The organism is Lacipirellula limnantheis, assembly GCF_007746075.1.
GTDB lineage: Bacteria > Planctomycetota > Planctomycetia > Pirellulales > Lacipirellulaceae > Lacipirellula > Lacipirellula limnantheis.
Genome location: NZ_CP036339.1, coordinates 6,038,824 through 6,051,507, shown reverse-complemented (window position 1 = coordinate 6,051,507; position 12,684 = coordinate 6,038,824). Strand labels below are relative to the sequence as shown.

11 protein-coding genes are annotated in these 12,684 nt (G+C 58.6%); 7 read left to right on the top strand and 4 right to left on the bottom strand.

The genetic code is table 11. From position 1 onward, the window contains the following. Position 1: 1 nt before the first annotated feature. Positions 2-1,309: an SBBP repeat-containing protein gene (locus I41_RS23635; protein WP_145435486.1), complete on the top strand. Its 1,308-nt coding sequence runs from the start codon at positions 2-4 to the stop codon at positions 1,307-1,309. 942 nt (positions 1,310-2,251) lie between these two features. Here the strand turns inward: I41_RS23635 and I41_RS23625 are convergent. Continuing rightward, on the bottom strand, positions 2,252-2,500 hold the full coding sequence (locus I41_RS23625; protein WP_145435484.1) for a hypothetical protein: 249 nt from the start codon (positions 2,498-2,500) through the stop codon (positions 2,252-2,254). A 927-nt stretch (positions 2,501-3,427) separates the two neighbouring features. Here I41_RS23625 and I41_RS23620 point away from each other — a divergent pair. Next, entirely contained in the window at positions 3,428-4,960 is a 1,533-nt protein-coding gene (locus I41_RS23620) for an AbgT family transporter (RefSeq protein WP_145435482.1), read from the top strand. 55 nt (positions 4,961-5,015) lie between these two features. Next, positions 5,016-6,320, top strand: coding sequence for a threonine/serine exporter family protein (locus I41_RS23615; protein WP_145435480.1), 1,305 nt, complete (start codon positions 5,016-5,018; stop codon positions 6,318-6,320). Positions 6,321-6,380: 60 nt separating this feature from the next. Here the strand turns inward: I41_RS23615 and I41_RS23610 are convergent, their stop codons facing one another. From I41_RS23610 to I41_RS23600, 3 genes are all read right to left on the bottom strand, one after another. Next, on the bottom strand, positions 6,381-7,580 hold the full coding sequence (locus tag I41_RS23610) for a M20/M25/M40 family metallo-hydrolase (RefSeq protein WP_145435478.1): 1,200 nt from the start codon (positions 7,578-7,580) through the stop codon (positions 6,381-6,383). Between the two features lie 24 nt (positions 7,581-7,604). Next, complete coding sequence (locus tag I41_RS23605; protein WP_145435476.1) at positions 7,605-9,152, bottom strand: AbgT family transporter; 1,548 nt, start codon at positions 9,150-9,152, stop codon at positions 7,605-7,607. Positions 9,153-9,551: 399 nt separating this feature from the next. Then, positions 9,552-9,785 carry a hypothetical protein gene (locus I41_RS23600; protein ID WP_145435474.1) on the bottom strand — a complete coding sequence of 78 codons (234 nt, stop codon included), beginning with the start codon at positions 9,783-9,785 and terminating at the stop codon, positions 9,552-9,554. 241 nt (positions 9,786-10,026) lie between these two features. On the opposite strand from I41_RS23600, the gene I41_RS23595 reads away from it, so the two are divergent. The 4 genes from I41_RS23595 (at position 10,027) to I41_RS23580 (ending at position 12,662) form a co-directional block, all read left to right on the top strand. Continuing rightward, the gene (locus I41_RS23595; protein WP_145435472.1) at positions 10,027-10,605 is read left to right on the top strand and encodes a TetR/AcrR family transcriptional regulator; all 579 of its coding nucleotides are present in this window, start codon (positions 10,027-10,029) and stop codon (positions 10,603-10,605) included. Between the two features lie 87 nt (positions 10,606-10,692). Further along, entirely contained in the window at positions 10,693-11,187 is a 495-nt protein-coding gene (locus I41_RS23590) for a GAP family protein (RefSeq protein WP_145435470.1), read from the top strand. After that, positions 11,138-12,327 (top strand): IS3 family transposase gene (locus I41_RS23585; protein WP_391524812.1). Its coding sequence is split into 2 segments (ribosomal slippage): positions 11,138-11,399 and positions 11,399-12,327, totalling 1,191 coding nucleotides; the frame shifts between segments, so codons are not numbered across the junction. Before I41_RS23590 ends, I41_RS23585 begins: the two co-directional genes overlap by 50 nt. After that, complete coding sequence (locus I41_RS23580) at positions 12,234-12,662, top strand: GAP family protein (RefSeq protein ID WP_168207112.1); 429 nt, start codon at positions 12,234-12,236, stop codon at positions 12,660-12,662. Before I41_RS23585 ends, I41_RS23580 begins: the two co-directional genes overlap by 94 nt. The last annotated feature ends 22 nt before the right edge of the window (positions 12,663-12,684 follow it).

Sequence of the window (12,684 nt, the reverse complement as noted above, 5' to 3'; positions counted from 1 at the left end):
AATGAAGTGCAAATCCGCACGCCATTTAGTTGGGCTGCTCATCGCCATTCTTTGTTCGCATAATTTGCCTCAATCACTTGCTGCTGGCACGTACACGCGGGCTTGGGTGACTTACAGTGGTCTCGGCCAACGCGATTCTGCGACTGCCTTGGCTATTGATTCGGCCGGTGCCCCGTATTTGATCGCCGAATCTGTCGCGATTTATGGCGCCTCGCCGACGCCAAATGCGTTTTCTGGCCAAGTCATCACAAAATTCGATCCGTCTGGCAACTCGATTTGGATGCAACAACTTCAGGAGGGACGAATTCGAAGTGCGGAATTTGACGTCGCAGACAACCTTTACTTAGGAAGTGAAACAGCAGGTTTAGGATCGCGAGTTAACACCGACGCCTTTCTGATAAAGCTCGATCATGCCGGTACTATTCTGTGGAATCAGCAATATGGGCGATCGTCGAACAATGACTTTGATCTTGACGTTGCTGTTGATACCCAGGGAAATGCATTTGTAGCCGGCGCGACATTCAACATTACGGGTGAGCCAGTCGACTTGATCAACGGTGCGTATGTGGCGAAGTTCGATTCGAACGGCGATTTTCAGTGGGTTAGTCAGCTTGGAGGTCTAGGGCCATATGCGATGGGAGTGTCGTTGTTGCCGAACCAAGATGTCGTTGTCGCCGGGCAAGGACGCACATCGTTTTTAGCGCGACTGGACTCGTCAGGAAATGTCGTGTGGAACAGAGTGCTCGATTTCTCTTCAAATCCGGTGCATGGCACTTTCGCAACAAATTCCGCGACGGATTTATTTGGCAACATATATGTAGTGGGACTTACGAACCGTCCCAAAAACGAATTGCGAAGCGACGCATTTGTCGCGAAATTTGACTCGAATGGAAATCAGCTTTGGAATCGCATTTTCGCAGCGGATGTCGTAGACGGTTTTGAAAATGTCACTGTTGATTCAGCGGGAAATATTTTTGCTGCTGGAACCATTGGAAAATTCTTGGGCACAAATCCCGGGGTTGATAATTACGACGCCCTCTGGGTGAAATACGATGCAAATGGAAATCTACTTTGGCAAGAGCGATTCGGAACGCAGGGCGATGATTATTTGACGGGAATTGAAGTCGATTCATTCGGACGCGTTTTTGTAGCCGGTGGAAATCTTTATACGTTAAACGATTATTACGTCGCTGACGCCGACGCATTCGTCGCCCGATACGATCTCGTTCCAGAACCACACTCACTTGTTATTTGTCTGGGAATATTCTTCGCGAGTGGAGTCGGTGTGCAGCGGCCCAGGCGTCGGTGAGTGTGTGTCGCGGCGTTGCGGATATTTCGCCCTGCCGGCGAGAACGTTCTTTTGAGAAACGAGCTGTCCGGCAGTTTGCCCCCGCGGTTAAGTTCTATCAGTGCTGCGCGGTTAGCGTACTGCGGAACCAGAGCGAGCCTAAGGGTGGCGCGGATTGCAAGGACGTCGCCTCGCCAGTCAACTCTCAGGGTCGCACCCGAATTTGCAGAGTTCTTGCGCGCAGCGGCAGGACTTGGCGATCTTCGCAGCCCACTCAAGGGCGGCATGGCTTGGATTGTAGCAGGTTTGAGCACTTGCGAACGGGCGGCGTGACATTCCGCCCGGAGAGTATTTACTCGGTCCGAGGCGACGGTTGCGCCGGCGGAATCGTATTGAGGGCAATGCTAACTGCGTAAGGACGAACCGACATTTCGCTCAAGAAGTCAAGCGTCATGACACGCCCTCATGGGGCCTAACGGACCAACGTGCAATGGCCGCCACCGCGCCGGCCAACCTTCAATTTATAAGAACGCCCGACGCGGGGCCGGTCCATTGCAACGTTTGGTTATCCCGCGACGACGGTTGGTCGTCCAGAGCGATCGATGAATTGTCGTAACGCTTCGGGCGGAATGGCCTCTATCACGGTGCCGCCAAATTGTGCTTCTTGTGCCCAGCAGGTGATGCCTTTAATGAAGCAAACATGGCTTTTGTAGGCTTCGCCTGAATCGGCGTACGCCGCGTCCCCATTTGTAAAGTGAAGCTTTCGGCCATCTGGCGCTGATGCCAAAGCAGCGCACGAACGGCAGAGATAGTGCGGGTATCGATGATTCATATCGACAGGAGTCGCACATACTGGACAACGCTGCTGTTCTATAGCGGGATAACGCCGGCCGTAACCGATCGGCGACGAAAGATTCTCTATTTAATAGCGGGCCAACTTCGCCGATTCGGTTCACGGCATTGTTAGGCGGCTGATTGGTTTTGCATCGTTCGCTGCTCGCGTCTCTGAAGGGAAGCCGCAATGGCAGCAACCACGCCAGACACGCACGTCCCTAACAAGGCAGGGGCGACTACACCCGCGATGTCGCCGTCATCACCCGACTTTCCACGGGCAAGGAACATCACCGTCAGGATGGCAGCAACCAACAGGACACCCACAGAAATGGCGCTGTATGTCACAAATTTCAAGACGCGGACGGAGTCGTATTTCATGGCGATGCCCCCAACTCAATTGCTCTGATAGCCCGAACTGAACGTGGCTCTCTTTGTCCAAGCCTCATGTACGCCTAACTTGTTATTAGACAGAAACTTCTTCAGTAAGCCCTACATATTGAAGGGAATATTCAGAAAGCAGTTGCCTATTCTAACGGATGGCCTCGGACTGCTTCAATCTTAAGTCCCTGTCGTCGGAGCGGACAGAGAATCGGCAGCTTCGAAGCAACCCAGGACGAACCGTCATTACGCACCAGATTTCAAGCTTAAGGCTGCCGCATTGCTGCCTGCGTTTGCCGCTGACGGTACCTCATGTCAGATACGTTCGTTTGGCGGCACTCGTCGTCGCAAGTCCCTTTGCCGACGAATCTCCGGGCCGGACATTTTCTAAACTCAAGTCACCTATCAATGCCCCATCAAACGTCGAACCCGAGCTTGATGGTGTCGCCAGACGCTGGCTCCGGGCTTCAAGCGGGGGACCGGGATTCGACAGCGTCCGATAAAGTGGAATTTTGTTCGGGTTGAACAGTGAATCCCGTTCAGAATTCACAGGCGCACACAACTCGATGTCGTCGAATCACTGAACGGCCGCAACTGAGTGTTTCCTTCAGTCACCTCGACGCACGCTTCTAGGCACGCCTTCGTCAGGTGATATCCTCCACAACCAGCCGCGAAGGATTTCGGGGATTAGGATCGCGGTGCAACCCGAGGCGGCGGTTGTAGCCGACGCGAGCTTGTTGATGTTGTTTGGGTGTATACTTGCTTCCCAGCCGCAAAATTCGTCGATTGTCTGACGGCGCTCAAGGCCCATAGCTGTCGCCTCGGGAGTGTGGGTAGTGGCTTGCGTCAGCTACAATACGTTCGCTGCGGTCAGGGCGATTGACTCATTCGCCGGCCGTCCGCGGACTGTTCTGGCAGGTGGACGGTATGAGCAACGATGTGGAATCGCCTCCGGCCGGTAATCGCATGTTGGACGCGATCGAACGGCTCGGCAATCGAGTGCCGCATCCGGCAGTCCTGTTTCTATTGATGATTGTGTTCGTGATCGGGTTGTCGCATCTCTTAAATCTGGGCCGCGTCAGCGCATCGTACGAACGGATCAACGTCGAAACGCATGAAGCGGAGCGGGTGACCACGGCGGTGCGGAGCCTGCTGTCGGCCGAGGGCATCCGCTTCATCTTTACGTCGGTCGTGCCGAACTTCATCAACTTCGGCCCGGTGGGAATCATCCTCGTAGCGATGATCGGCATCGGCCTTGCGGAGCGGTCGGGACTGATCACGGCTCTGATCCGCAAGACGGTGGAGGTCGCGCCGCGGAGCGCGATCACCGCGATCATCGTGACACTCGGCGTTTTGTCGAGCATCGCCTCCGACGCGGGCTACCTCGTGCTCATACCCTTGGGCGCGATCGCGTTTCACAGCTTGAAGCGGCATCCGCTCGCTGGGTTGGCGGCCGCTTTTGCCGGCGTCGCGGCGGCGTTTGGGGCGAATTTTCTCGTGAAGCCCATCGACGGCATCCTGGCCGAGATGACGAACGACGCGATCCACGCCGTCGATCCCACGCTCTCCATCGATATGACGTCGAATTTTTACTTTGGCGCGGCGTCTAGTATCGTGCTCATCGTGGTCTGCACGATCGTGTCCGATTGGGTCGTCGAGCCGCGACTGGGCGCGTACGGCGGCGAAGCGCCGCCGGCCGAGAACGTCAAGATGTCGAGCACCGAGTCGCGCGGCCTAGTTTGGGCGGGCGTGGCGCTCGTCGCCTACCTGGCGTTGATTGCCTATCTGACGCTGCCGCAGCACGCGCCGCTGCGAAATCCCGAGACTGGCATGCTCGTCGGCAATTCGCCGCTGATGGATAGCCTCGTGTTTCTAATCATGCTCGCGTTCGGAGTCACTGGGCTCGCCTACGGCTGGGGCGCGAACACCATTCGTTCGGCCGACGCGGCGATCGACGCCATGACGAAGACGCTCGCCGACCTGGCCGGCCTCTTGCTGCTGTTCTTCGTGATCAGCCAGTTTGTGGCTTATTTCAATTTTAGCAATATCGGCACGGTGTTGGCGGTCAACCTAGCCGATCTGCTCAAGGACGCGGACCTCAACAATGTCACCTTGCTGCTCGCGTTCCTGGTCATCGGCGTATTGATGAGCATCCCCGTGCCGAACATCCTGCCGAAATGGGCGATCCTCGCGCCGGTGTTCGTGCCCCTGTTCCTCAAGCTGGGCATCGAGCCGGAGGCGGTGCTGGCCGCCTACCGCGTGAGCGATTCGCCGCCCAACGTGATCAATCCGCTGTTGCCCCACTTCGCGCTCGTGGTCGGATTCGCGCAGCGCTGGCAGAAATCCGCCGGCGTGGGTACCGTGGTGGCGATGATGCTGCCTTACACGGCCGCGACGTTCATCGCATGGACGGCGCTGTTCTTCGCGTGGTACTTGTGCGGCCTCCCGTTCGGCCCTTGAGCGACGCGATTCGAAATGCCGGCTGAATCTGACCAGCGGCGGGAAACCAAAGGCTGTGAACGCTAAACCTGCCAAGACGGATACGAATGAGCTGCTGGAGTTCATGTTTCGCTTGGGGCAGGCGTTTCTGGCGTCCGGCGAGCAAACGGCCAACGTGGAGCTTGTCCTGCGGCGGGTTGCGTCGGCCTATGGCGTCCGCCGCTCGCGCGTCGTGACGTTCCCGACCGCGATCTTTATCAGCATCCACGATGGCGCGGCAGAGCGGGTCACCTTGGCCGAAGGACCGACCGAGACGCTTCGGTTGGATCAGATCGCCGACGTCTACACGCTGGGTGACGTGGCCCAACGCGGCGACCTGCCGCCCCGCGAGGGAATCAAGCGACTCACGGAGATTCTGCGGAAGCAGCCGCGGTTCGGTTTGGCGGGAAGCGTCGTCGGGCACTCGATCTTGTCAATCGGCGTGGCGATGGTCCTGTTGTCGACTCCTTGGAATCTGGCCGCCGCGTGCGTGCTCGGCGCCGTGGTCGGCCTCGTGAAGGCACTCAATCGCAATCGGGCGGTGCTCGCGGTACCATTGCCGGTGGTCGTCGCGGCGCTGGTCTCGGGGCTCACGTATCTGGCGATAAAAAACGGGTTGCCGGTCGATCCGTTGCATGTACTCGTGCCGCCCCTCGTGACGTTTTTGCCAGGCGCGATGCTGACGCTAGGCATGGTCGAATTGGCGTATGGCGACATGGTCAGCGGATCGAGTCGGCTCGTGACCGGATTCGTTCAGTTGGTGCTCTTAGCGTTTGGACTAGCGGCGGGGGCGGTACTCGCGGGCTATCAACCTGAGAATCTCGTCGACGTGGCGGACGAGGTTGTGGCAGCACGCTGGACGGCGTGGTTGCCCTGGGTCGGCGTGATCGTATTCGGCACGGGCGTCTATCTGCACTTCTCGGCTCCACGTAAATCGTGGCCCTGGATGATGCTGGTTCTGCTTACGGCGTACGCTACGCAGCAAATCGCGGCGGCCTATGTTGGGCGCACGGCGAGCGGCTTCTTCGGCATGCTGATCGCCACGCCCCTGGGCTACTTGATTCATCTGCGTTTCAAGGGCCCGCCCGCCGTCGTGACGTTTCTGCCAACTTTTTGGCTGTTGGTTCCCGGTGCGTTGGGACTGGTCAGCGTGAAGCATATGTTGAGCGACCGGGCGGCGGGGCTAGACGGCATGACCACAACGGTGTTCGTGTTCGCCTCGGTTGCGCTAGGCACCTTGATGGGCGCGTCACTCTACAAATGGCTCACCGAGCGATTCGGCTCGTGGCAGTTGCAGATTGGCCGGGCAGGGCGTTACTTTCGGCGCGACAACAAGCGATAGTCACCAGTCGATTTCTCCTACTGGGTCTGACGAGAACGGGAACGACGCGGCCTGGCTCTTCTACGGGTCAAGCGTCGCCAGGGCGACGGAAAGCCGGCAGCCTCTCAGAAACTCGGGGACGTCGACGTACTCTTTCACGGTGTGAATTTCGTACTGCCCCGCGCCGATGGTAACCGTGGGGACGCCGTGTTTGTCGAGCCAATTGGCGTCCAGACCGCCGTTGGAGAAGAGCGTCGTCGGCTTCAGGCCGATGGCCTCGATCCCTCGTTTGGCTCGCTCAACGACCGGCGAGTCTTCAGCGAGCGTGAACGGCGGATACGCAGGCGTATTGCTGAACTTTACTTCGGCGGCCGCGCCAGCGGCGTCCTTGACCTCGTTTTGCGCTTTCTCGAAAGCGGCGCGGTAACCGGCTGTGATCGCGGTAGCGAACGCGGATTCCGGGCTGCGGGCTTCGCCTTTGATGTGGACGTAATCGGTGACGACATTCGTCGCGTCACCCGCGGGCTGGCCCTCTTTGCCGCCGAAGATCCCGACGTTGCTCGTGCCGCGTCCTTCGGGCTTCACGACCTTACCGAACCAGCCGGCGCGCTGGGCCTCGGTCAGTGCAATGGCGCCGACAAGCGTCGCGGAGATGCCCTTTTCGGGAGCCACGCCCGCATGAGACGCCTTCCCCTTAATTTCAACGTCCCAGTTCTCCTGCCCCACGGCGCCAATGATCAGCTCGGACGCGAGCTTGCCATCAACGTTGAAACACATCACCGCCCCGCCCAACTCGGAGGGCTTCAATTCACGGGCGCCATGCAGGCCGCTCTCTTCGCGGACGGTGAACAAAAGCGTGATTGGCGGATGGGGCAGCTTGTGTTTGAGCAGCGTTTCGACGAGCGACACCAGAAGAGCGCACCCCGTGCGATTGTCTCCGCCCAGCGCGGTTGAACCATCGGTCACGATATGATCGCCTTCGCGCTTTGGCTTAGCACCGGCGCAGAGCGGCACCGTATCAAGATGCGTAGCAAACAGGATGCGCGGCCCAGGTTTGGTCCCCGGCAGCTCCACAATCAGATTGCCAGTCTCGGTCGGCAAGGGGATGCGCGTGTGCGCATCGTCGAAACGAATCGCTGACGCCGGCACGCCAACCGCCTGCAGCTCTTCGCTGACCGACTTGGCGATCGCCGCTTCTTGACCGGTGACGCCGTCAATCGCCAAAAACTTCATCAAGTGCTTTTCGGCAGCAGCCGCGTCGAGTGGAATATTCATAGTCATCGTCAAATCCTCATGAGTCGACAGCTATATCCCCCACGGCAAGCCCAGGAGATACCAGCCGGCAAACAGCGCCATCCAAGTAACCGTCATCCAGATCGAATACGGAAGCAACAAGGCGACGACGGTGCCGATGCCCGCCTTCTTGTCATAAACCTGTGCGAACCCAACCACCAGTGCGAAGTACGCATTGAGTGGCGTCAGAGCATTGGTGGGAGAATCGCCGACGCGGTAGGCGGAGAGAATCGCCGCCGGGTCGACGCCCAGCGTGATGAACAGCGGCACAAACACCGGAGCGAAAATGGCCCACTTGGCAATCGCTGGAGTAAAGATGAAATTCAGCGCCGTGACCACCAGGATGAACCCGAGCAGCAGCCAAAGCGGCCCGATGTTCGCCGCCTTCAGCGAGTCCGCCATCTTGACGGCGGCGAGCGTGGGAATGTTGCTGTAGTTGAAATACGCGATGAACTGACTGATCACGAGGAACAGCAGGATCGTGCCGCCTAGGCTGGAGACCGCCTTCGTCATCGCCCCGATGACCTCTCCTGCGGTACGCATCGTGCCGGCGCCGAGTCCATAAGCGACTCCGGTCGCCAGGAAAAGAAACATGATCGGCACGATCAGCGCGTTCATGAAGGGCGAGTTGCCGATGAGAGCGCCGGTTTCCGGATTCCGCAGCGGCGCCGCGGCAGGAATCGTCAGCAATCCAAACGCCAACAGCACGCCCACGAGAGCCACCAGTGCATAACGCAGGCCGCGCAGCTCCTTGGCCGAAAGCATCGCGTCCGTCGTCTCGCCAACATCGCCTGGCGAGGCGGGTTCATATTTGCCCAGTCGCGGTTCGATGACTCGCTCGGTAACCAGTGCAATCACGACCGTAAGCAAAAGCACCGACGCGACCGAAAACCACAGCCCACCAGTCAGGCTGATCGAAATCGAGGGATCGACCATGTGAATCGCGTCATTGGTGATTTCAGTAAGCACCGCGTCGAGCGGCTTGATCAGCAAGTTCACGTTGAACGCCCCGCCGACTGCGGCAAATCCAAGCGCGAGTCCAGCGAGCGGATTGCGGCCGAGACTCATAAACGCCGCCCCGGCGAGCGGGATCAACACCACGTAGCCCGCATCCGCCGCGATGCTCGAAAGAATGCCCACAAAAGCCAGGATGTAGGTCATCGCCCAACCGGGCGAAACCGCCACCAGCTTGCGAATCAGCGAATTGATCAGCCCGGCTTCCTCGGCCACTCCGACGCCGACCATCGCCACGATCAAAAGGCCGATCGCCGTGAAGCCCATGAAGTTGGGCACCAGCCCGGTGTACATATCGCGAATGCCGCTGGCTGTGAGCAGGCTGCGCGCAGTGGTCGTCGCGGTTTCGACTTCGTGCGTGTCGGGATTGATCACCTGGTAGGTGACGCTCGCGCCGGTGAGAAACAGAACGTGCGACAGCAACAGGACGATCGCAATCAGGATCAGAAAAATGACCACCGGGTGCGGGACTTTGTTGCCAACCACCTCGACGACGTCTAGCATCCGCTGACTGAGCGACTTGGAGGCGTTCTCAAACTCATTCATTCCGCGCCCTTTTAGATAAAAGTGCGACCGTTCGTGGCGGTTCGCGTACGACGCATCGCGACCGTATTATCACCCTGATGCAAAGTGTAAGCAACTATCACAATAAGAAGTTGCACCGATTCGCGGCTGGTTGATCGCGAACATCGCGATCGCAGCGGCGAGTCCTCCCAAGACGATGGCGAGTTCAGCGTTCATGGGCGGCCCCCAGTCGACGGGCGCCTCGCGTTGCTAACGACTCGGGTGCAGCCAGACTTGGCGCGTGCCGAACAGGTCGAAGTGGTCGATCAACACGCTTACGAAAGGCGCCAAAAGAACGCCGATCGCAAACAGGCGCCACAGGATCGCGCGAAACGCAGCGTGTTGTACATTCCAGACAACCATCTCGATTCCACGCCATTGTCACATCGATACGAGCGTTGCCACGCAGGCAGCCAATAGGTAGGTACTGCGTTCGATCGGCTCCGGCATGACGCGGGTCCAGATGCGTTGGAACGCCGACCGGGCGATGATCGAGTGCTGCGCGGAAGACAAACCGAGCAGCAGCAGATGAATTGCGATTGCAAGTCCCGCTGCTCCTTCCATGGTCGTGTCGATCGTCTTTGGCGCCAGAAGATTGCCGACGAAGCCAGTCATGTAGGCAAATGCCCCGAAGAACAGGGCGTGACACGCCACGCCATAGAGAAAGAAAAGCCGCCGTTTTATTTCAGGTCTTTGTCAAACCAGGAAAGCGATGCGAAAGGCAATGGACGAGTCGCCATTTGTCTCGTTGCACGACATGATTTTCGTCTCCACGGAAGACCGGCAAAGTTTACTTGTGGTACACTGACTGGTTGACTCGTAGTCAGCGTCGACTTTCAAACTACCCGCGTGCGCCATGACTACTTCCACTCGCCAGCGCCTCGTAGAATCGGCAGTTCGCCGCTTCTACCGCGACGGATTTCGCAGCGTGGGAATCGATCAAGTCCTGGCGGACGTAGGAATCAGCAAGACGGCGTTCTACAAGCATTTTGAAAGCAAAGAAGACCTGATGCTCGCCGCTTTGGAATTGCAGAACTGTTGGCTGCAAGACACGTTTCGCAACATGATTCAGGAGCGCGGCGGCCTAACCGCGGTCGGCCAGTTGCACGCGGTGCTCGATGTCGTGGAACATATCATCGAATCAGACGATTTCCAGGGATGCATTTTCGTCAACGTGGCCATGGAGTTTCCGCTCCCGCACGAACCCGCCCACGTGGCAGCTTCGCAAAGCAAGCAAGCTATTGAGGACATCCTATATGCGATCGCTGTGGAAGCGGGTGCTGATGAGCCTCGCTCGCTAGCTCAGGAATTGTGCCTGATAATGGAGGGCGCCTATGTCACCCGCCATGTTTCCGGCAACAAGAACACAGTCAACATTGCACGCCGAATCGCCAATCTCGCGATTTCGTCACGTTGCCCGGACTCGCCGAGTTGACGAGCTCGCTGCAAAAACCTCAAGACCGCCACTGGGTTCGCCGGCTTCTCAATAAACATAAGTGACTGAGAGGCTGACGAGTACACAATGCGTGACGTGATCGTCGAACTGCTTCCTTTGATCGTGGGCGCCGCGGTGGTCCCGCTGTATTCCATCGCGGTGCTATTCTTATTGCAAAGCAAGGGAGGGCTGCTCAATGCCATTGCTTTCGTGGCCGGCGGCGTCACGGTGCGTTTGCTGCAGGGAATTCTGTTTGGACTTGTGTTCGGCGTAGCTTGCCAAGCGAGTTCCGAAGCCGACCCGAAAATCATCGTCTCCACGCTGCTGCTGATCACCGGTATCCTGTTGTTGGTCACGGCCTTCATGCAACGGCAAGAGCCGGACGATCCCGACGCTCCGCCGCCGCAGTGGATTAGCACGATTGTAGGGCTCTCGGCGCTCAAGGCCGTCGGCGCAGGCGTGGCCTGCTCCCCAAAAGCTGATCCATGTGTTATGAGAGTTCCTAGCGCCCTTGCGGGCAAGGAGACTCTCGATGAAAGGCAAGAAGCACAGTCCGGAGCAGATCGTCAAGAAGCTGCGTGAGGCGGATGCGATGATCGCCGGCGGCAAGACGGTCGGCCAGGTCTGTCAGTCGCTGGAGATCAGCGAGCAGACGCTCAGTCGTTGGCGGCATCAGTACGGCGGGATGAAGAGTGAAGAAGCCAAGCGTCTGAAGGAACTTGATGAGGAGAACAAGCGGCTGAAGAAGCTGCTGGCCGAGGCGGAACTCGACAAGGCGATCCTGAAGGAAGCCCTTCGGGGAAACTACTGAGCCCGGCGCGTCGCCGAAGGGCGGTTGCTCAGGTGCAATCGAGCCTGGGGGTGAGCGAGCGTCGGGCCTGCCAGACGTTGGAGCAACCGCGGAGTACGCAGCGCTATGCTCCGCGCGCGGATGAAGAAGAACAGCGATTACTGGGTCGAGTGCTAGAGTTGGTGCGTGAGCATCCGCGCTACGGCTATCGCTTCATCACGGCGCTGCTGAGGCGGGAGGGCTGGAGCGTGAATCGCAAACGGGTGCATCGTCTCTGGCGACAAGAGGGCTTGCAAGTGCCGAAGAAACAGCGAAAGAAGCGGCGGTTGGGCACGGCCGCCGGCGGCTGCGTGCGGCGTCGGGCCGAGTGCCAGGACCATGTGTGGGCCTGGGACTTCGTCTTCGATCGCACGGAGAGCGGCCACGCGATCAAGTGGCTGTCGATTGTCGACGAATATACGCGAGAATGCCTGGCGCTGGAGGTGAATCGAAGCATGACCGCTGACGACGCGCTGGACGTGCTGCGCGACTTATTCGTGATTCGCGGCGTGCCGACCTGCCTCCGCAGCGACAACGGACCGGAGTTCATTGCCCGAGCGATTCGCCAGTTCCTGGCTGCGGCAGGCGTCGAGACGCTCTACATCGAGCCAGGTTCGCCGTGGCAGAACGGCTATGCCGAGAGCTTCCACAGCCGCCTGCGGAGCGAACTGCTCGACGCCGAGGTGTTCGAGAGCGTGACGGCGGCCCAGTCGCTCGCGGCGAATTGGCGAAGCGATTACAACCACCATCGGCCACATAGTGCTCTTGGTTATCGCACCCCCGCCGAATTCGCCGCCGGTTGTGCTGCTTCCGCTTCGGCTGCGCCTGCGCTCCAGCAACACAACCGACCTCCTACGGAAGGCTTACCTATTACCCAACCCGTGCTCTCATAACCTGTGGTACTAAAAATGGGGGCATCCCAGGCGCACTCTTTGTTACGATTGCCGTCAAGCAGTGGGTCTTTACGCTGTCAGCCATCAGCGTCATTGGCGAAGCCGGATCAGGTGGAAAGGCCAATGTCGGTGTGTATCTATTCTACGTACTTGCAACTCAGACGCTGGCAATGACGCCTATCCTCGTTTACGCAGCAGCGCCGCACCAGAGCGCCAAACCATTGAAGGCAGCACAGGCTTGGCTCGAACGGCACAATCGACGGATCGTGATTGTCACGTCGCTGATTTTTGGTGCGTGGTTTCTATTCAAAGGCATCACCGGTTTGATCGGTTGATGGCTCGTTACGTGGTTTTTCG